The following is a 20160-nucleotide window of genomic DNA, read 5'->3' on the forward strand; positions in this document are numbered from 1 at the left end:
CCTGCTTCAGCGACTCCCTGGAGACTTGTCTTTCCTCAGCCCCAGATACACCAACACCCCGGCTCCGGCGACACCGATCCCCAGCAGAGGCACGACCGCCGGGTGCAGCCCTTTCGAAGGTGGTGGCGTGGCCGAGGCGAACGGTTCCTTGTGCGGCACGTTGCGGGGGACGCTCACTTGGGCCGGGTCTTGGGTCAGCGAGACAACGCGGTACTCGATGCCCGGTTCACCGCCCATCTCGGCAGCCTCGACCCTTACCGTTCCCTTGCGCACCGACCGGACCGTCCGGTTCGTCGGCTTCTCCCCGTCAAAGACGATCAGGAAGGACTTCACCGCGTACTCCGCAGGCCCACCAATGAAGGACTTGACCAGCGCCTCGATGTTGAGTTCGCCTTCTTCCCTTTCAATCAGGTGGTTGCAACCGAACTGGGCCGAACTGGCCGTGTTGTCGGCCGGGCCGCCGAGCCAGGAGGCGTATACGTACAGCCCACGGACGTCGCTCCCCGTCTCCTTGCCGACCGCCTCGCACTGCTTTTGCAGGACGTCGAGCGGATAGCCCTTCTTCATCATCCGCACCTCGACGATGTCCGCCCCGCTGGAATGCTTGTGGACGGTGATAAAGACGTCGGGGGCCACCGTGCGCGGGTCGACCGTCTCGCCCGACTGGGCAAACGTTATGGCGCACAGAAGGCTGGCGACAGCCGCGAAACGCCGACGCATAGGTGCCTCAAGATACCAGTAGACCGGACGGACGACCCTGGGGATATCCACCAAGCAACCCGAAACTTTCTGTCCAGAAGTGGCGTCTCTCCCCGGAAGAGTCCTGGGTTCCGCTAGACCCGGAGTTATAATGCCCAATCCCTCGCGTGAGGGCATGGTCTGCCGACCAAGGCAAAGTGACATGGACGAGCTCGAAATTGAACAGTCAGAACCAGTCCTGCTGACGCAGGAAGGCATGGACAGGCTGAAGGCCGAGCTTCAACGCCTGACCATCGTCAAACGCGCCGAGATCGCCGAGCGCATCCGCGAGAGCAAAGACCACGGCGAGTTCAGCGAAGACAACAACGAGCTGGACGAGGTCAAGGTCGAACAGGCGATCGTCGAGTCGCGGATCTCCGAGCTGAAGACGATCCTTTCTGGTGCCGCCGTGCTCAGCGACGACGACATCTCCACCGACCAGGTCGGGTTGGGGTCACTTGTCACCGTGACCGACGACGAGCGCGGCTTTAGCTTCGACGTCCGCATCGTCGCCAGCGTCGAGGCGAACGCCGACCTCGACCTGATCTCCGAAGAGTCGCCGATGGGCCAGGCCCTTACCGGCGCCAAGCCCGGCGAAACGGTTTCCTTCGAAGCGCCGGCAGGCCTGATCAAATACAAGATCGACGCCATCAAGAAGTGACCGTCAGGGCCCACAAGGGCACTTGATTTCTTGTCGTCCGGTGGTATCCTCGGACATCCCCCCAAAGGCACGGAGCGGAAAAAAGTGTTTGTCCCCTTGGGACGATCTTCCGTGAACTAACCATGGACGAAAGCAAAAAAGTAGGCAGCCTGCCGTTGCCGTCATCAAAGAAGGGTCTCCGCGGGTTCTTCCGGGACGTCAAGCTGGAGATGAAGCATGTCACTTGGCCGACTCCCAAGGAAGGCGGCCGGTTGACCTGGATCGTGCTGGGCGTCTGCGCCCTCGTCACGATCATGCTCACCGTCTTCTCGTACGCCATCGAGATCCTGATCAAGTTGCTGATCACCGGGGGCAAGTGAAGCTGACGCCATGGCACGATCCTGGTACGCCGTCCACACCATTTCTGGGCACGAAAACAAAGTCCGCGATTTGCTGACCCGTCGGGCCCAGGTCGAAGGCTTTTGGAACTTCGACCTCTTTGACATCTTGATCCCGACCGAACAGGAGGCCGCCAACCGCGCCGGCAAGCGCGTGACCCGCGAGCGCAAGGTCTTCCCCGGCTACATCCTCGTCCAGATGAATTTGAACGACGAGACGTTCAAACTCGTCAAGGGCACGTCCGGGGTGACCGGGTTTGTCAGCAGCGGCAACAAGCCGGTGCCGATGGAGGACTATGAGGTCAGCCGTATCCTCCACAACCTGGAAAGGTCAAAGGAAGTCCCCAAGGTGGCCTTCGACAAGGGCGACATCATCCGTGTCATCGACGGCCCGTTCCTCGACTACACGGGCCGCGTGGAAGAAGTCAATTCCGAAAAGGAAAAGCTCAAGGCGATGATCTCTATCTTCGGCCGCGACACGCCTGTCGAGTTGGAGTTCAATCAAGTCCAGAAGGACTGACCCTGCCGCCCCCTTGGCCCCGGCCAAGGGGGCTTGCCTTTTTCAATCTAACGAATTTTGTGCATGAAAAAGGCATTTGACCCTCGTTTGAGGCGAAACCGCCCTCGCCGGCGTACCTAGTCTTGTCATTGGGGGCGTCTACCGCACAGGTAGGATCAACCCCCAAGGAAGGAACCAACAGAGTGTTTTGGATAACCGTACTGGCCATCGCCCTTTTCGGCGTCGTTTTTGGAAGTCTGATCGAGGGCCTGTTCCACCAGTTCATCCTTCACACTCCGCAGCGGAAGTTGATGGGAGGGCGGCTGTACGAGGCGTTTGACAAGCACGCCCTGCAGCACCATCCTGAGTACCGGGAAGACGACTACCACAAAGTCCCCGACCACCACGAGAACCCCATCAGCCTGGGCCCCCTCATGTGGCCCGCGACGATGCTCTTCACGTCACCGGTGACCATCGCCCTTTGGCTGTGGCTCGGCCCCGTGGCCCTCACCTTCCCCATCACCCTCACCGCGTACTACGTGATGTACGAGTTCCTGCACTGGCATATGCACTTCCCGAAGTCGGACGGCACGCCGCGCTGGTATCACCGGTATCCACCCACCAAGAACCTTTTTGACTGGTTTGACAAGCGGCACTACGCCCACCACATGATCGACGACTTGAACTTCAACGTCGTCCTCCCGGTCTACGACCTCATGATCGGTCACTACACCACCGACCACACCAAGCTCCCCTGGGGAATCCGCCGGCGCAAGGCCAAGGCCAAGGCCAAGAGCGAGAGGTTGCGGCAGGAGTACGCCGCCAAGATCGGCAAAGAGTAGTCAAGGCCACGCCGCCGAACGAGTCGCCACCCCGAGAAGTCGGGGCGGCGATTGCTTTGTGACTTAAGCGTTCTCAAGCATCAAGACTTGGTCGTCTTCGGACTCCATCGCACTGTAGTAGTACGGTGTCGCCGACTCGAACTCGCCGGCGCAGGTGTCGACCATCTTGTAGACACTTCCGCCGGAAGCTTCGGCGATGGTCTGCTCATGTTCGACGGCCAGGGGCCCCAACAACTCGCGGACCGTGGCCGCAGGGACGCCCAAGGCGACCGCGCGGACGACGTCGGCGGCCGTCTCGTCCTTCCGCTTCCGGCCGTTGGCGGCCAAGCGGAGACTCTCGGTGACCACGACGACGCCGAGGATCTTGCGCAAGAACCAACGGTCGACGCGGCTGTGGGCGTAAACCTCGTCGAGGCTCCACCCCCGGCGCAAAGCCTCGGCCAAAGCCCAGAGCCGCTCGTCAGTCGGGTGGGACAGGGCGTGGCGTAGCGCAGCGTCGTCGCAGACCTCGGGCGCGAAGTTCGCGTGACGCAAGTCCTTAGCCTTCACTTCGAGCCCCCGCACCGCCTTGAGCAAGGCCGCCTCAAAGGTGCGGTCGATCGCCATGACCTCGCCGGTGGCCTTCATCTGCGTCGAGAGCCGCCGGTCGCCTCCGCCGAACTTGTCGAAGGGCCAGCGCGGCACCTTCACGACACAGTAGTCCAAGGCCGGCTCAAAGCACGCCTTCGTCGTCTTGGTGACCGCGTTGTCGATCTCGTCAAGCGTCTTGCCCGTCGCGATCTTGGCGGCGACCCGGGCGATGGGATAGCCGGTGGCCTTCGACGCCAGCGCCGAAGAGCGCGAGACACGGGGGTTGACCTCGATGACGTAATAGTCGAAGCTGTCCGGGTTCACCGCCAACTGCACGTTGCACCCGCCTTCGATCTTGAGGGCGCTGATGATCTTCAGCGACGCCGTCCGGAGCATGTGGTACTCGATGTCGCTGAGGGTCTGGGACGGGGCCACGACGATGGAGTCACCTGTGTGGACCCCCATCGGGTCGAGGTTCTCCATGTTGCAGACCGTGATGCAGTTGCCTTTGCCGTCGCGCATCACCTCGTACTCGACCTCCTTCCAGCCGAGCAGACTGCGCTCCACCATAAGTTGGGAGCGCATGGACAGTTTGAGGCCCTTGCGCCCGGTCTCCCACAGTTCGTCGCGGTTGTTGGCGATCCCGCCGCCCGTCCCCCCCAGCGTGTAGGCAGGTCGGATGATGCAGGGGTAGGGGACGACGTCGAGGATCGCTTCGAGGTCGGCTTCACTCTCGACGATCCAACTCTCGGGCACCGGCTCGCGGATCTCGCGCATCAAGGCCCGAAAGAGTTCCCTGTCCTCGGCCTTCCGGATCGCCTCCAGCTGGGTGCCAAGGAGCTTGACCCCGTACTTCTCGATGATGCCGGCCGCGTCAAGTTGGGAGGCCAGGTTCAGACCCGTCTGCCCGCCCAAAGTCGGCAAGAGGCCGTAGGGCTTCTCCCTGGCGATGACCCGTTCCAGAAACTCGACGGTGAGCGGCTCGATGTAGACCGCGTCGGCCGTCTCCTCGTCGGTCATGATCGTGGCCGGGTTGCTGTTGACCAGCACCACGCGATACCCTTCTTCTCGCAGGCTCTTGCAGGCCTGGGTGCCCGCGTAGTCAAATTCGGCGGCTTGGCCGATGATGATCGGACCGCTGCCGATGACAAGGATGGTCCGCATGTTCCAAGGTCTGATTATGCCTGGACTGGCACCGGAGGGGCGGGCCGGGCCTTCAGGGCGAGCATCGGCTTTTCAAGCAGGAACCAGCTGAGGGCCGCCGCCCCCAGGCTCAGGGCAAATCCGACGACAATGTAGTTCCAGCCCCGAAGGCCCATCTTGTCGCACAGGGCCAACATGGGGAGATGGAGGACATAAAGACCGTACGAGAGGTCGTCCCTGAGGCGGGGGATTTTGACTTCGAGGGTGCCGAGCCCCAGCACCCCGAAGGCCCCGCCGACGACCATGAGCGAGAACAACGCCCCGCGCACCTGCACCTCGGCAAAGTTCACGTAGACGGCGGCGATCCCCACCGAGGTGGCGATGAACGCCCACCAGTAGCGGCGCACCACCGGCAGGTACGGGCTGTCGGCCATGAACGTGCCCGCGACAAAGCTGAACGCCACCGCGAATCCGGTCGCGTCGCCGTCCATCGCATGCCGGATACGCAACACCGAATAGACCGCCATGACGCAGAAGGCGACCCAGAAGAACCCCCGGTGGAAGTGGCGGACCCCGTAAGCCCCCACCGCACTCAGGAGCACCATCAGGCCGTAGAGGCACTCCTCGACCGAGAGGCTCCACATCGCGAAGTTCGAACCGACGACCCCCGGCGTGATGATCGGGTGCATCAAGGCGTAGCTCAGGAGGCTGTCCCGAAGGGCGGGGACGCCGTGGAGCGCCACGGTCACCAGCAACGCGAGAAAGAACGCGGGGAGCACGCGCAGGGCGCGGTTCCGCCAGAATGTGCCGATCTTCCGCGTCCTTTGGAGCGATTGGAAGACCAAGAACCCCGAGATCGCGATGAACGCGGGCACCGGGTCGATCGGCAGCACCAAGAGCTGGTTTCCCCGGTGGGCGACCGGAATGTGCAACCAAACTACCTCCAAGGCAAGGAAGAGACGGATGTAATTGAACAGAGGGTAGTGGTGCCGGTCGGGAGGAACCGTGACCGCACCAGGTTCAATCACCCCCGTCAGGTTCAACCCTTCGCCTTGCATGTGCTCGCCGTGAAGCCAGTCTCCACCTGGGCCGCCCGTGGTCAGTCGCGATCAAAGAACCGGTCGACCGGGTCTTGACCCAGATAGAACTGACCGAGTTTGACACGTTTGGAATGGCCGTCCACCCAATAGACCGTGGCCCCTTCGGCGTAGGTCGGTTCGGGCCTTCCCCAGCAGTCGGCGGCGTCCATCGACGGGGGCAGGACGTACTTGCCGTCGTCCCCGCACCAACTCCCTTCGACGCTGGACTTGGAGGTGCTGAACAGCACCGAGTCGGCCGGCTCCAAGAACGAACTGGCGGCAAAGGTGTGCTGGTCGTTCACGTTACTGAAGTCGACCGCCATATCAGTCGTGTAGTGGGCGTTGTAGCCGAAGTGGGTGGTCAGGACCCCGTTCGTGTCCGTCTTCTTCACGCTCGATCCAGGGCACACCCACACCTGTTTGTCCTTGACGTACGGGTCGAGCAGGTCATGCCAGATGAAGAACCCCGTCTCGTTCCCGTACGCCGCCGGGACAAAGTGGTCGTCGTAGTCCGAGAGGTAGAGCTGGGACGCGGTGCCAAGGTTGCGCTCGTTGGACATGCACTGGACGGCCAAGGCACTGGCCTTGGCCTGGGCGAAGACGGGAAAGAGGATCGCGGCGAGGACCGCGACGATGGCGATGACGACAAGGAGCTCGACCAGGGTGAACGCGCGGCGACGGGGCATGGGCGACCGAGACCAATTGTAGCAGGCCAAGGCAGAGCCGGCCCGCCGCATTCGCGGCGGGCCGGCCAGACGGATCCGGGTCGGATCAGAACGGGGAGTCGGGATAGTAGAACTGGTCAGCGTTCTCGGGCGTGATGAGCTCGCACTTGATCGTGACCTTCTGCTCCGCTCCACCCGGCTTGGTGCCGGCTTTGAGGGCCTTGACGCACTCATCGACGCCTTGGTAGATCATCTTGGGCGGGTACGTGGTGTCAGCGGGGATCGCAGGGTCCTTGTCCATGATCCGCTTGACGACGTCCTTCATTCCGGCCCCACCGAGCATCCAAATGTTCGCGCGGTTGGCTTCCTTCAGGGCTTTCTCGATACCCAGGGCCATGTCGTCGTCACTCGCCCAGATCGCGTCGATCTGCGGGAACTTGAGGAGGGCGGTCTGGGTGACCTTGTAAGCTTCCTGCCTGTCCCACTTGCCCGGAAGTTCGGCGAGGACTTCGATGCCGGGGTTGGCCTTAAAGACCGCGTTCGCCGCATCGACCCGGTCGGTGTCGACCGTGCTCGGGATTCCCCGGTACACCAGGATCTTGCCCTTGCCGCCCAGCTTCTTCACGATGTACTCGGCGGAGATTTTGCCGAACTCCTTGTTGTCTCCCTGCAAGAAGATGTCGACCGGCGTCTTGACGCCGCGGTCGACCGAGACCAGAAAGATGCCTTGGTCCTTCAGCTTCTTCACCGCCGGTGTGACCGGGTCGGTCTCGGTCGCCAGGAAGACGATGGCGTCCATCCCCTGTGTGGCCAGCGTCTCCAACTGCTTGACCTGCTCTTCGGGCCCCTTCGCGGTCACGACCGTCACGTCCGCGTCGGCGGCCAAGTCCTTCTTGGCCTGGTTCGCCCAGTAAACGACGCCGGAGGTCCAGCCGTGGTCGGCCGCGGGGATGCTGACGCCGATCTTGTACTTCTTCCCTGTCGATGCCGTGGCGTCGGGCGCCTTGGCCCCAGGTTCCGTCTTCGGGGCTTCGGGCGCGTTGCACCCGGCCAGGGCGACCGCCAGAGACGCGGCCGCAAACCAAGCGAAGTTCACCTTCATGGTGACGCCATTCTAGCCGGAACGGCCCGACGATTGTCGCCCTACCCGCTCTTCTGACCGCGCTGGATGAGCACGGCGAGCAGGATGATCGTCCCTTTGACGACGCCTTGCCAATAGATGCTGACCCCCGACGCGACCAGCATCGTGGTGATCATGCCCAGCAACAACACCCCCACCAAGGTGCCCCAGACCCGGCCCCGCCCGCCTACCAGGCTCGTGCCGCCGATCACGACCGCGGCGATCGCGTCGAGTTCGTAGAACGAACCTGACGATGAACTAGAGACGGAGTTGAGCTTGGACGCCCCGATGACGGCGGCAAGCCCGACGCACAGGCCGACCAGACAGTAGGTGACGATCTTGACCTGGTTGACCGGGACGGCGGCATAGAGCGCGGCCTTTTCGTTGGCGCCGACAGCCACGACCCGTCGCCCGTACGGCGTGCGCTCCAGGAGGAACGTCGCCGCCACCACGGCAAGGACAAAAGCGATGACGATGAACTGGACCGTCAACGGCTTGCCGTTCGTGCCCATGATAAACGGCACCGGGACACCGGCGGAGGCGATGTTCTCAAACGCGCCGGTGCTGAGCGAGTTGATCGTCCCCCCGTCCGATAAGGCTTGGGTCAACGACCGGAACGCCAGCAGTCCACCCAAGGTCGCGACAAAAGGCGCGATCCGCCCGACGGTGACGAGGAGCCCGTTGACCAACCCTCCCACCGTCCCGACCGCGACCGATGCCAGGACCCCGGCCATGACGGCAGCCCCTTCGGCCCCTTTCCCCTCGATGACCTTGTTCATGGCCAAGATCCCCACGCCCCCGGCCAGGGCCATGAGGCTCCCCACGCTCAGGTCGATGCCGCCACTGACGATCAGCAAGGTCATCCCGATCGATATGAAGCCGACCTCGCAGTTCTGGGAAAAGAGGTTGCGCAGGTTGTCTGGGTTGAGAAAGACCTTCTGTTGGGTGACCATGTTGAACCCCAACAAGGCAAAGAAGGCGATCAAGACGCCCCACTTCTGCATGAACTCGCCGAACTTCAAGCCTCGACTCCCGCAACCAACATCATCATCTTCTCTTCCGTCATGTCTGCTCCGGTGAGCTCGCCCACCGTCCTACCGTCCCTGATCACCACCGCGCGGTCACACAGGCCGATCAACTCGGGCATTTCACTGCTGATGACCAGAAACGTCATTCCTTCCGCCGCCAAGCGTCGCACCAGGTGGTAAATCTCGCTCTTCGTCCCCACGTCGACGCCGCGGGTCGGTTCGTCGAGGACCAGCAGGCGGGGCTTGGTGTCCAACCACTTGGCCAGACTCACCTTTTGTTGGTTGCCCCCGCTAAGGGTCCTGACCTCCACGTCTGGCCCGGCGACCTTGATCTGCAGGTCCTTGATCCAGTCCCGGACACTGGCCTCTTCTTTCTTCCGGTCGAGGACGAGTTTGCCGTACGCCCGCAGGTTGGCCAAGGTCACGTTTTCTCCGACCGACCGGCTGAGGTGGAGGCCCAGTCCCTTGCGGTCCTCGCTCACATAGGCGAGGCCAGCGGCCAGGGACTGGCGCGGGTTCTTGAATTGGACTTGCTGGCCCGCAAAGGTGACACGGCCCGTGCCCTTGCGGAGGCCGACGGTCGCCTCGGCCGTTTCGGTACGACCGGCCCCGACGAGCCCGGCCAAGCCGACGATCTCGCCTCGCCGGACCCGAAAGCTGACGTCCGTGGCGTGGTGGGGTACCTGCAGGCCCTGCACTTCCAGCATCACCTCGTCCGTCCAACGGGGCTTCTTGTCCGGATAGTAGTCGGCCAGCTCGCGGCCCACCATCATCTTGGCCAGGCTTGCCTCGTCACACCCGCCTCGTGGCGAGGTCGCGACGAACTGGCCGTCGCGGAGCACGCTGATCCGGTCGCAGACCTCGATCAGTTGCTCCAGGATATGGGAGATGAAGACGACCGTGGTGCCCTGGTCGCGCAACCGGCGCATGAGTTCCAGCAGGGCGGTCGTCTCGCGCTCGCTGAGGACGGCGGTCGGCTCGTCCATGATCAGCACCTTTGCCTCGTAGCTCAAGGCCTTGGCGATCTCGACAAGTTGCTGGCCCGCGATACTCAGGTCTTCGACCATGGCGTCGGGCTGGATCTCCGCCCGGACTTCGGCCAACCACCGTGTGGCGGTCTCGCGGGCACGCCGTCGGTCGATCACGCCGAAGGAGCCCGGCTCTCGGCCGAGGGCGATGTTCTCGGCGACGGTCAGGGTGCCGACCAGGTTCAACTCCTGGTGGATCATCGCGACCCCGTTGGCCAACGAGTCTCGGACGCCGTTCCACTGGACGGGCCGCCCTTCGACCAGCACTTCGCCCGACGTGGGGCGTTCCACCCCCGAAAGGAGCTTCATCAGGGTGCTCTTCCCTGCCCCGTTTTCCCCGATGACCCCGTGGATCTCGCCCGGCTCAAAGGCCAAGCTCACCCGGTCAAGCGCCAGCACCCCCGGGTAGCTTTTCGAAACTTCTCGAGCCTCAAGCCTTGCCACGTCAGGGGCTATCTTAGCTGGTCCGGTAGGATCAACCCATGGCTTCTCTGGTCATCGCCCTCCTCATCGGCTTCCTCGCCGGCATCCTCAGCGGCATGTTCGGCATCGGTGGGGGGATCCTCGTGGTCCCCGCCCTCGTCCTGATGAACAAGCTGGACCAGAAGACCGCCCAAGGGACCTCGTTGGCCGCCCTCCTCGCCCCGGTCGGCATTCTGGGGGTCATCGCATACGCCAAGCAGTCGAAGGTCGATTGGCCGGTCGCGGCCTGCGTGGCCCTTGGCCTTGTCCTCGGACCGATGATCGGCGCCAAGTTTGTGCTGGATCTCGACCCTCTCACCGTCAAGAGGGTGTTCGGCACCTTCGTCATCCTCGTCGGCCTGTACTTCGTCTGGGGCAAGTGAGCCGGTCGACCGGTCCAGGGTCCCGGCCCTAGACTCCCCCGGCGCGTCAGAACCTACTGATGGTCAACGTCCTCGTCGCCGCGCTGTGCCTGGCCGCCTACCCTGACGTCACCGACGTGAACGGCCACAGTTACCGGCTGTCGGGACGGCCCGCGACGGTCGTGGTCTTCGTCACCGTCGATTGCCCCATCGCCAACCAGTACCAGCCTGAGATCGAGCGGCTCAGAAAGAAGTACGAGCCCCAAGGGACCGGGTTCTTCCTTGTCCATGTCGACCCCGACGTGACTGAAACCAAGGCCAAGGAGCACGCCCGGGAATACGGCGCCGGTGCGCGCCTCGTGATTGACCGTGGCCACACCTTGGCGAAAGCCTTCGGGGCCAAAATCACGCCGGAAGCGTTCGTCCTGGACTCCCGGGGAAAACTCGCGTACCGGGGCCGCATCGACGACCGGTATGCCGGGCTCGGCAACCAGACGGCCGCGCCAAAGCACCACGACCTTGCCGACGCCCTCCGCGCCGTCATTGCCGGACGGCCTCCGAAAGTCGCCGAGACCACCGGCTATGGCTGCTTGATCCCGAGGCTCTAGGAGGCTACGCGGTCGCTGCCGCCGCGTCGCCCGACTCCCCGAAGGTGGGGTCCAGCGCAACGTTGGTCAACTCGCCGGTTTCCTCGGCCAAGAGGACAGCCTTCAGCGAAGCCACCGCGACCTCAAGGTGCTTTTCCTCCGGCTCCTCGGTGGTGATGTACTGGGTCATCAAGCCCGGCTTGAGGAGCACGTTCACCCAACGCTGGTCCTTGGCCTTGCCGGCGGCACGGATGATCTCGTAGCTGATGCCGGCGATGACGGGCAGGACACACAACTCGATGCCCAGCCGGATGAGCACGACCAGCGCCATCGGCGCGTCTGCCTGGCCGAACCGCGGGATGAGGGGGAACAGGAGGAGTCCGACAAGCAGGACGATGATGGCGAAATTCGTTCCGCAGCGCGGATGGAGCCGCGTCTGGAGCTTGGCCGCCGCGACCGTCAGGTCTTCCTTCGCCTCGACCACGTTGATCGCCTTATGCTCGGCGCCGTGGTACTTAAAGACCTCAAGGATCGCGGGCAGTCGGCGGATCAGCATCAGGTAACCGATGAAGAAGACAATCTTGATCAGCTCGGCCAGATAGTTGGTCCCGGTGCCCTGCTGGTCTTTGGCACCCGGCCGCAACCACTGGGCGATCGCCTCCGGCCCGAGCTTGAAAACGAGAAACCCGAACCCGAGCGAGGCGAGCAGGGTCAGGGCGAGGGTCACATTGTCCAGGGTCTTGGTCTTGGCTTGCCCCTTGGACTCGGCCTCCAGTTGGACGTTCGAGGCGAAGTTCATCGCTCGCGACCCCAACGCCATGGTGTCGAGCATGGCGAGCGACCCTCGCAAGAACGGCTTCTTGAGCCACTTTTGCCGGCCGATCCAGGTTTGGGTCAGGGGCTCGGTCTTGACGACGATTTGTCCGCTGGGCGCCCGGCACGCCACCGACCAATAGTGAGGCGAGCGCATCATGACCCCTTCGACGACGGCCATGCCGCCGAACTGCAAGTACTCGCCCTGGGACATCTGTTTTGAGTCTACCGCCGCCACTTCTAGATGATCTGGCAAAAAACCTGACCCCTACAGGGGAACACAGGACTGCCGATATCTGTCAATATTATTGGACGAGTCGGGCGATGTTGCCCAGCTTGCTCATTCATAAACAATAAGGAGTCACAACCATGGAGATCCGACAGGATCGGTTGGAACTCACCGAAGACGAGGCCTTCGCGCTGTTGACCCTGGCCATGACCAGCGGCATCGCCCTAGACTCCGTCGGGGAAAGAGCGGTCAGGAAGCTGGCCGAACACTGCAAAGTCCATACAAGAAAACCGAGCAATCATCGAGATACGGACCGTGAGTTCTGCGAGGCAGGCTGAAAAGCCTGCCTCAACCGTTTTTGGAGGCCCGGTAACCTGCACGCATGGTCCCCGTTTCCGCTGTCGTCGCCGCGGTCGAGAGGCTGGCCCCGCCTGAGTTTGCATTTGGGTTCGACAGGACCGGGCTCCAGGTCGGGGTGCCGTCCGCAAGCGTGGGTAGGGTCGTCGTCTCCCTCGACTCGTCGTTGGCGGCGGTCCGGCACGCCGTCGACGTCAGGGCCCAGGCGCTCGTCTGCCACCACCCCCTGATCTGGGAACCCTTGCGAGACCTCGCCGGTGAGGGTCGGGTCGCCCAGGCGGTGAGACTCCTCATGAGGCACGACATCGCCTTCATCGGCGCCCACACCAACTGGGACTGTGCTCCTGGCGGGATCAACGACGTGCTGGCCGAAAGGGTCGGCCTCCTCGATGTCACCGCCTTCGGGACCGCCGAGCCAAGGCGCACGACAAAAGTCGTCACGTTTGTCCCCCCCGAGCATGAACGGGCGGTCATCGACGCCATGTCCGGCGCCGGTGCAGGCCAGATCGGCCTGTACCGGCGTTGCGCCTTCAGCACCCTTGGGACAGGCACCTTTGAACCGGACGAGGCCGCCGACCCCTACCTCGGCAGGCCCGGCGAGCGGGAATCAGTGGGCGAATCGCGGGTCGAGATGGCGGCCCCGACGGCACGGGTCGCGGCCGTGGTCTCCGCATTGCGGTCGGCCCACCCCTACGAAGAGCCCGCCTACGACCTCGTGCCTCTCGCCGACGTCCCCGGGCAACCGGCGGGAAGGGTCGGGTTCCTTCCCTCCCCCCTGTCGGCCGCCCAGTTCGCCGCTCATGTCGACCAATGCTTGGGCACCCGGACACACCTCTGGCAGGGGCACGACCGGCCCATTGCCAAGGTCCTCGTCGTCGGCGGTGCGGCGGCGGACTGCTGGCGCGACGCGGTCCAGGCCGGTTGCGACGCCTTTGTCACCGGCGAGGTCCCCCAGCACGCCGCCGTCGAGGCGTCCGAGGCAGGCATGACCGTCCTCGCCAGCGGGCACTACGCGACAGAAAACCCCGGCATGGCCCGCATGGCGGAGTTGCTTGGGGCCGCGCTGCCGGTGGAGGTGGAGTTCTTTGAGCCTGGACCAGGTTGGTCGGGCCGGCCGATCTAGGCCCGGGCCGGCCCCGTCCGACGTCCGGCCATGGCGAGGAATCCCGCGCCGGCCAAACCGGCCACGACCGAGGTGACGAGGACGGAGAGTTTCGCCACGGTCAGCGCCTCGGTGCCGGGGAACGCCAGGCCCGCGACAAAGAACGACATCGTGAACCCGATGCCGCCGAGCAGCGACGCGCCAAAAACGTGGCGGAAGGTGACCCCACCGGGCAAAGGCAGCCGGAAGGCCTTGACCGCGACCCACGTGGCGACGAAGATCCCGAGCGGCTTGCCCAAGAGGAGCCCCAGAAAGACCCCCAAAAAGACGTGATGGCCGAGTGCCGTCGACAGCCTCGCCGCGTCCACGGGCAGACCGGCGTTGGCCAAGGCGAACAAGGGGACGATCAAGAAGACCACCCAAGGGTGGACGAGGTGGAGCCAGCGGTTGAGGGGTGTCGTCACCCGCTCGGCCGACCGTTCGAGCATTTGGAGGCTGGACTCTTGGCTCTCGTCCAGCAGGTCTGACTGACAACCGCTGATCTCTTCGATCCTTTGCCTCGCGTTGGCCAAGAACTCCGGCACGTCGATCCTCGCCCGGGCCGGCACGGCAAACGCGGTCAGGACCCCCGCGACCGTCGCATGGACGCCCGAGTGGTGGGTCAACCACCAAAGGACCAAGCCCAAGACTCCGTAAAAGCCCAGCCACCGGACGCCCAGCCGGCCACCGACGACCATGACCACCCAGACCGCCAAACCCGCAAAGAGGTAGGCGGCCTTGACCGAGCCCGCATAGAAGAGCGCGATGACCACGACCGCCCCAATGTCGTCGACGATGGCGAGGGCGGCCAAGAACACCTTGAGTCCAGTCGGCACCCGGTCGCCGAGCAGGGCGAGGACGCCCAACGCGAAGGCGATGTCGGTCGCCATCGGCACCCCCCATCCCTTGGTCTCCGGTGTGCCCAGGCAGACCACAGAGTAGACCAAGGCAGGAACGGCCATGCCCCCGAGGGCCGCGGCCATGGGGACCATGGCCCGCCCCACCGACGACAATTCGCCGGCGACCATCTCACGCTTGATCTCCAGCCCCACGGCGAGGAAGAAGACCGCCATAAGCCCGTCGTTGACCCAGGTGATGACTGGGTACCCCTCGGTGTACCCAGCCCACTGGAGGCCGAAACGGCTTTGGAGCAGGTCGAAGTAGGGCCCCGCCCAGGCCGAATTGGCCAGGAGCATGGCCACAAGGGTCGCCACCACCAGCACCACGCCGCCAGCGGCCTGTTGCTCGGCAAAGGCCTGGAACGGCCTGACGACCCGCTCGATGACGGGGCTGCGGTGGACCCTCACGTCATGAAGTCTTGCCCGGGACGAGCGTGTCGGCCGACTCGTGGGCCTTGTTGGTGTTGATCACCCCTTGCCGCTCCCGCCGTCGTCGCCGGATCAGCAGGGCGTCGTGGGCCTCCTGCAAGTGGAAGAGGGCCGTCGCGTTCTCTTCGCAGGCCAGGCCGCGTCCCTGATGGTCGAGCAGCCGTTGCTGGAGCAACTCGATGACGTCCTCGATGCGGCAACCGTTCTCGCCGACCTCGTTGTAGGGCCCGTGTTGGAAGACGATCTTGATATAGGGCGTCTCGACCGTGCTTACGCTACCGTCTAGGCTCCGGTGGGCTTCCATGTTTTCTGACATCGTCTTTTTCTCCAGGACACCGAGGCGTCCAAGCTTCATTGTAGGAAATCGCGCCTGCTCTGTGCTGGCAAGTTGTCCACACACCGACCTCACGCTCGCCCGAGCATAATTGGGACGTGAACGGAACCGGGCGAATCTCTCTCGTCGCCGCCAGCTTGGCCCTTGCCTCCACGCCGGCATGGGCCGACGTCCATCTGGCCAGCGTCTTTGGCGACCACATGGTGCTCCAACGCGAGACCCAGGTCTCCGTCTGGGGTTCCGGCGCGACGCCGGGGCGACAGGTCAGCGTCTTCGGCTCGTGGGGCGCCGCAGCGTCGACGACCGCCGACAGCCAGGGCCGGTTCAAGGTCAAGCTGAAGACCGGCAAGGCGGGCGGGCCCTATCTGCTCACTCTCCGCGCCCAAGAATCCAAGGTCTACGGCGACGTCATGCTCGGCGAGGTGTGGGTCTGCTCGGGCCAGTCCAACATGGAGATGCCGGTGGGCTCCTTTGGGTGGCAGCCTCCGATCGACGACGCCCGCAAAGAGGTCGATGCCGCGAACCATCCTGACCTGCGCCTTTTCCACGTCCCCAACCGCTACTCGGCGACTCCCCAGACCGAGGTCGACGCGCATTGGGACGCCTGCACCCCGACGACGGTCACCAACTTCTCTGCGACGGGCTACTTCTTTGGCCGCGAGCTGCAGGGCGCCCTCAAGGTTCCCGTCGGGCTCATCATGACCTGCGTCGGCGGCACCGAGGCCGAACTGTGGACCAGCACAGACAAGCTCCGCCAACTTCCGGAGTTCGCCGCTTCGCTGGCCGGACGCGCCAAGACCCAGCAGGAGTACGCCGCCCGGGTCAAGGAGGTCAACGAATCCAACCTCCAGAAGGACCCCGGCTGGACCAAGTGGCAGGAGCCCGGCCTCGACGACTCGGATTGGGAGGCGACATCACCGACGATGTTTTCGACCACCGGTCTCGCCCAGTTCGACGGGCTGGTCTGGTACCGGGCGGTGGTGACTGTTCCGGAGTCGGCCGCCGGCAAGACGGCGACGCTCACCCTCGGCCCCATCGACGACGCCGACGTGACCTTTCTCAACGGTCGCCAAGTCGGCACGACCCACGCCTACAACCAGCCGCGCCAATACGCCGTCCCGGCGGGCCTTCTGAAGGCTGGTGAAAACGTGCTCGCCGTCCGCACCCACGACACCGGCGGCGAAGGCGGGTTCACCAGCCCGGGCGACATCGCCCTGAAGGGTGAGGGTTGGCAGGGCTCGTTCAGCGGGTGGAAGCGCAAGGTGAGCACCAAGCAGTCCGACCTGACCCCGTTGCCGGGCGCTCCGGGAGGCTACAGCCAACTCTACAACGGGATGGTCGCCCCACTGCTCCCCTACACGATCAGAGGTGCGGTCTGGTACCAGGGAGAATCCAACGTCGGTCGCGGATACCAATACCGGACCCTGTTCCCCGCCATGATCGAAGACTGGCGTGCGCGGTTCGAGTCCGGGGCGTTCCCGTTCTATTTCGTCCAGATCGCCCCGTTCAGCGGCTACGGCGGTGCGTCGCCCGACCTACGCGAAGCCCAGTTCTTGACCTTGGGCAGGCTCAAGTCCACGGGGATGGTCGTGACCACCGACCTGACTCCCGACGTCGACAACATCCACCCTCCCCGCAAGAAGGAGGTGGGGCAACGGCTGGCCGACCTCGCGTTGCGGGAAATCTTCCACAAGACGTTCGTCGTGCCGAGCGGCCCCCTCTACAAGTCCGTCACATTTGGCGGCGGTAAGGCGACCGTCAGCTTCGCTTGGAACAAGGGCATGCACGGCACCCTGGACGGGTTTGAACTGGCCGGGGCGGACCAGAAGTGGCACCCGGCCCAGGCGTCCGTCGTGGGGGACAAGGTCGTCGTCACCGCCGCTGGCGTCCCCGCTCCTGTGGCCGTCCGTTATGGCTGGAGCGACGTTCCCAGGCCGACCCTCTTCAACTCCACCGGCCTGCCCGCGTCGCCCTTCCGGAGCGACTCGTGGGGGCGAGTGACCCAGAAGAACAAGTGGTGACGGAGAAGGGTCGGGTAACTGCACATTTCGGGTGACAATCCGCCCCCAAGTGTGTAGAATGCCCGACCATGGACAACGATGTGGCCTCGGCGGAAGGCCGCGCCGAGCGGCGCATATGGCCGGTCATCCTGGCCAGTTCCGTCGGCACCCTGATCGAGTGGTACGACTTCTACATCTTCGGGGCCCTGGCCTCGATCTTGTCCAAGCAGTTCTTCCCTTCGGGCAACGAGGCCGGCCAACTCCTCAGCCTCCTCGCGACCTTCGCGATCGGCTTTGTCGTCCGCCCGTTCGGCGCGTTGTTCTTCGGCAGGATCGGCGACATCGTCGGCCGCAAGTACACGTTCCTTGTCACCCTCCTGGTCATGGGGGGGTCGACCGTACTGATCGGGTTCCTGCCGAGTTTCGCCGTGGCGGGTTGGATCACCCCGGTGGCCGTCATCGTCCTTCGCCTGGCCCAGGGCCTTGCCCTGGGTGGCGAATACGGCGGGGCCGCGACCTATGTCGCCGAACACTGCCCCGACGGCAAACGCGGCTTCTACACCAGCTTCATCCAGACCACGGCGACCCTGGGTCTGTTCGTCTCCCTCGTCCTCATCATGGCCTGCCAAAACTACTACGGGAAGGCGGCCTTCGAAGACTGGGCGTGGCGTGTCCCCTTCTGGCTCAGCAGCGTCCTCGTCGCCTTCTCGCTCGCCATCCGCGTGCGGATGGCCGAGTCGCCCCTCTTCGCCCATGCCAAGAACAAGGGCAAGACGAGCGCCAACCCGCTGCGAGACAGCTTTATGAACCCCGAAAACCGGCGGCTCGTGCTGATCGCCCTCTTTGGCGCGACGATGGGGCAAGGGGTCGTCTGGTACACCAGTCAGTTCCAGACCCTCTACTTCCTCAAGAGCGTGGTCCACATCGACGGGCAGATGGCCAACTGGCTTGTGGCGACCGCCCTGATGGTGGCGACACCGCTCTTCGTGTTCTTTGGCTGGCTGAGCGACCGCATCGGGCGTAAGCCCATCATCATGGCGGGTTGCGCCCTCGGCGCCCTTGCCTACTTCCCCGCGTTCCACGCTATCGCTGCAGCGGCGAACTACAACCCCGCGACCCCCAAGGCCGCCGCCCAGAACCCCGACCTGGCGCTCATCTTTTGGATCGTCGTCGGGCTTGTCACCCTCGTCACCATGGTGTACGGACCGATCGCGGCGTTCCTCGTGGAACTCTTCCCGACGAGGATCCGCTACACGTCCATGTCGTTGCCCTACCACATCGGCAACGGCGTCTTCGGCGGCATGGTGCCGTTCACGATCACCCTGATCCAAGACACCACCAAGGACCCGTTCATCGGGTTCGCCTACCCCGTCGTCATCGCCGCCGTCACGTTCGTGGTCGGCAGTGTCTTCATCAAGGAGAGACGCGACGTCAAGATGTGGGACGAGGAGGCAGCCCCCGCGTGATGCAGTCCTGGTTTCCCGAAGCCAAGTTTGGGATCTTCATCCATTGGGGCGTCTACGCCGTCAACGGCACGCTGGAAAGCTGGGAGTTCTTCAATGGGCACAGCACCTACGAGGAGTACTTCACTCAGGCATCCGGTTTCACCGCGTCGAAGTACGACCCGGAAGACTGGGCCGCCCTGTTCAAGGAGTCGGGGGCCCGATACGCCGTCCTGACGACCAAGCACCACGACGGCGTGGCCCTCTGGGACACCAAGGCCGGCGACCTCAGCGTCGTCAAGAGCACCACCGCCGGTCGCGACTTGGTCGGGCCCTATGCCGACGCGCTGCGACGCCACGGACTGCGGGTCGGGTTCTATTTCAGCCACCTCGACTGGTCGCATCCCGACTATGCTTCCATCGGCACCGACGACCCGGCCGCCAACCGCTTTGCCTTCCGCCAGGGCCCGACGGACGAGGCCGGATGGGAGCGGTTCTTGACCTTCCACCGCGCCCAACTCCGCGAACTTTGCACCCAGTTCGGGCCGGTCGACCTTCTGTGGTTCGACGGCGACTGGGAGAGGGACGCCGAGACCTGGCGGATGGCCGAGCTGCGCGACCAACTTCACGCCTGGCAACCGACGGCCGTCATCAACTCCCGCATGCAAGGACACGGCGACTACGCCACCCCCGAACAAGGAATGCCCCTCGTTCCTCCCGACGGCCCGTGGGAGTTCTGCGTGACCCACAACGACAATTGGGGGTGGAGATTCAGTGACAAGAACTGGAAGTCGCCGCAATACGTCTTGCGGATGCTCCTTGAGACCATCGGTATGGGAGGCAACCTCCTCTTCGACATCGGGCCCCGCGAGGACGGCACCGTCCCGCCCGAGTCGCGCGCCGCGCTCCTCTTTGTGGGCGACTGGGTGGGCCGGCATGCCGAGGCGGTCTATGGCACCCGTGCTGGCGTCCCCACCAACTGCTTCTACGGCCCGTCGACGAGGAGCCAAGACGGGAAAACCCTGTACCTCTTCGTCATCGGCGACCCCAAGGGCCACGTCGGTCTGCGGGGCGTCAAGGGCGACATCGTGTCGGCGACCTTGCTTGACGGGACGCCCTTGACTTGGAAAAGATTCGGCCACAGCGACTGGAACCCCGTCCCGGGAGCCTATGAGGTCGCACTGCCAGAACGCGGGCTCGATCCCGAGGTCACGGTGGTGAAGATCACGTTCAAGGAACCCTTCAGCGTCTACCAGGGCCCCGGTCGAGACTGACCACCCCCTGAATGTCACCTCCCATGGAGAAGGACGGTCGGCAAATTGACCGATAAAGACATGAGGGAGGGACCGTGGGTA

At 64.2% G+C, this 20160-nt stretch carries 21 protein-coding genes; 11 read left to right on the forward strand and 10 right to left on the reverse strand.

Features of this window, described 5'->3' with window-relative positions; genetic code table 11:
- Positions 1-6: 6 nt before the first annotated feature.
- Entirely contained in the window at positions 7-720 is a 714-nt protein-coding gene (locus KF857_00210; GenBank protein ID MBX3110402.1) for a hypothetical protein, read from the reverse strand.
- A gap of 181 nt (positions 721-901) precedes the next feature.
- Here KF857_00210 and KF857_00215 point away from each other — a divergent pair, with 181 nt between their 5' ends.
- The 4 genes from KF857_00215 (at position 902) to KF857_00230 (ending at position 3117) form a co-directional block, all read left to right on the forward strand.
- Positions 902-1399, forward strand: a complete 498-nt coding sequence (locus KF857_00215; GenBank protein MBX3110403.1) for a transcription elongation factor GreA — start codon at positions 902-904, stop codon at positions 1397-1399.
- Positions 1400-1521: 122 nt separating this feature from the next.
- The gene (gene secE, locus KF857_00220; GenBank protein MBX3110404.1) at positions 1522-1758 is read left to right on the forward strand and encodes a preprotein translocase subunit SecE; all 237 of its coding nucleotides are present in this window, start codon (positions 1522-1524) and stop codon (positions 1756-1758) included.
- 10 nt (positions 1759-1768) lie between these two features.
- Complete coding sequence (gene nusG / locus KF857_00225; GenBank protein MBX3110405.1) at positions 1769-2296, forward strand: transcription termination/antitermination factor NusG; 528 nt, start codon at positions 1769-1771, stop codon at positions 2294-2296.
- Positions 2297-2478: 182 nt separating this feature from the next.
- A complete protein-coding gene (locus KF857_00230; GenBank protein MBX3110406.1) occupies positions 2479-3117 on the forward strand; it encodes a hypothetical protein in 639 nt (212 codons plus the stop codon).
- A 63-nt stretch (positions 3118-3180) separates the two neighbouring features.
- Here the strand turns inward: KF857_00230 and carB are convergent, their stop codons facing one another.
- The 6 genes from carB to KF857_00260 all read right to left on the reverse strand — a co-directional run bounded on the left by carB (position 3181) and on the right by KF857_00260 (position 10149).
- On the reverse strand, positions 3181-4851 hold the full coding sequence (gene carB / locus KF857_00235) for a carbamoyl-phosphate synthase large subunit (protein ID MBX3110407.1): 1671 nt from the start codon (positions 4849-4851) through the stop codon (positions 3181-3183).
- Between the two features lie 14 nt (positions 4852-4865).
- A complete protein-coding gene (locus KF857_00240) occupies positions 4866-5888 on the reverse strand; it encodes an acyltransferase (GenBank protein ID MBX3110408.1) in 1023 nt (340 codons plus the stop codon).
- 41 nt (positions 5889-5929) lie between these two features.
- The gene (locus tag KF857_00245; GenBank protein ID MBX3110409.1) at positions 5930-6595 is read right to left on the reverse strand and encodes a type II secretion system protein; all 666 of its coding nucleotides are present in this window, start codon (positions 6593-6595) and stop codon (positions 5930-5932) included.
- A gap of 85 nt (positions 6596-6680) precedes the next feature.
- On the reverse strand, positions 6681-7676 hold the full coding sequence (locus KF857_00250; GenBank protein MBX3110410.1) for a substrate-binding domain-containing protein: 996 nt from the start codon (positions 7674-7676) through the stop codon (positions 6681-6683).
- Between the two features lie 41 nt (positions 7677-7717).
- Complete coding sequence (locus KF857_00255; GenBank protein ID MBX3110411.1) at positions 7718-8716, reverse strand: ABC transporter permease; 999 nt, start codon at positions 8714-8716, stop codon at positions 7718-7720.
- A complete protein-coding gene (locus tag KF857_00260; GenBank protein MBX3110412.1) occupies positions 8713-10149 on the reverse strand; it encodes a sugar ABC transporter ATP-binding protein in 1437 nt (478 codons plus the stop codon). The genes KF857_00255 and KF857_00260 overlap by 4 nt, the downstream gene beginning before the upstream one ends.
- Positions 10150-10232: 83 nt before the next feature.
- Here KF857_00260 and KF857_00265 point away from each other — a divergent pair, with 83 nt between their 5' ends.
- Positions 10233-10595, forward strand: a complete 363-nt coding sequence (locus KF857_00265; GenBank protein ID MBX3110413.1) for a sulfite exporter TauE/SafE family protein — start codon at positions 10233-10235, stop codon at positions 10593-10595.
- Between the two features lie 59 nt (positions 10596-10654).
- Positions 10655-11182 (forward strand): redoxin family protein, encoded by a 528-nt coding sequence (locus tag KF857_00270; GenBank protein ID MBX3110414.1) that lies wholly within the window; start codon positions 10655-10657, stop codon positions 11180-11182.
- A 4-nt stretch (positions 11183-11186) separates the two neighbouring features.
- Here KF857_00270 and KF857_00275 read toward each other — a convergent pair whose 3' ends face one another.
- Positions 11187-12188 carry a DUF1385 domain-containing protein gene (locus tag KF857_00275; protein ID MBX3110415.1) on the reverse strand — a complete coding sequence of 334 codons (1002 nt, stop codon included), beginning with the start codon at positions 12186-12188 and terminating at the stop codon, positions 11187-11189.
- A gap of 155 nt (positions 12189-12343) precedes the next feature.
- Here KF857_00275 and KF857_00280 point away from each other — a divergent pair, with 155 nt between their 5' ends.
- On the forward strand, positions 12344-12541 hold the full coding sequence (locus tag KF857_00280; protein ID MBX3110416.1) for a hypothetical protein: 198 nt from the start codon (positions 12344-12346) through the stop codon (positions 12539-12541).
- A 44-nt stretch (positions 12542-12585) separates the two neighbouring features.
- Entirely contained in the window at positions 12586-13683 is a 1098-nt protein-coding gene (locus tag KF857_00285) for a Nif3-like dinuclear metal center hexameric protein (protein MBX3110417.1), read from the forward strand.
- Here KF857_00285 and nhaA read toward each other — a convergent pair.
- Both nhaA and KF857_00295 read right to left on the reverse strand, forming a co-directional pair.
- A complete protein-coding gene (gene nhaA, locus KF857_00290; GenBank protein MBX3110418.1) occupies positions 13680-15008 on the reverse strand; it encodes a Na+/H+ antiporter NhaA in 1329 nt (442 codons plus the stop codon). The two genes, KF857_00285 and nhaA, sit on opposite strands and share 4 nt — an antisense overlap.
- 1 nt (position 15009) lies before the next feature.
- Positions 15010-15384 (reverse strand): hypothetical protein, encoded by a 375-nt coding sequence (locus KF857_00295; protein ID MBX3110419.1) that lies wholly within the window; start codon positions 15382-15384, stop codon positions 15010-15012.
- Between the two features lie 77 nt (positions 15385-15461).
- Between KF857_00295 and KF857_00300 the strand changes: the two genes are divergently transcribed.
- The 3 genes from KF857_00300 to KF857_00310 all read left to right on the forward strand — a co-directional run bounded on the left by KF857_00300 (position 15462) and on the right by KF857_00310 (position 20079).
- On the forward strand, positions 15462-17384 hold the full coding sequence (locus tag KF857_00300; GenBank protein ID MBX3110420.1) for a beta galactosidase jelly roll domain-containing protein: 1923 nt from the start codon (positions 15462-15464) through the stop codon (positions 17382-17384).
- A gap of 68 nt (positions 17385-17452) precedes the next feature.
- Entirely contained in the window at positions 17453-18829 is a 1377-nt protein-coding gene (locus KF857_00305) for an MHS family MFS transporter (protein MBX3110421.1), read from the forward strand.
- Positions 18829-20079 carry an alpha-L-fucosidase gene (locus KF857_00310; GenBank protein ID MBX3110422.1) on the forward strand — a complete coding sequence of 417 codons (1251 nt, stop codon included), beginning with the start codon at positions 18829-18831 and terminating at the stop codon, positions 20077-20079. Before KF857_00305 ends, KF857_00310 begins: the two co-directional genes overlap by 1 nt.
- Positions 20080-20160 lie beyond the last annotated feature (81 nt).

The organism is Fimbriimonadaceae bacterium, from assembly GCA_019638795.1.
Taxonomy (GTDB): domain Bacteria; phylum Armatimonadota; class Fimbriimonadia; order Fimbriimonadales; family Fimbriimonadaceae; genus JAHBTB01.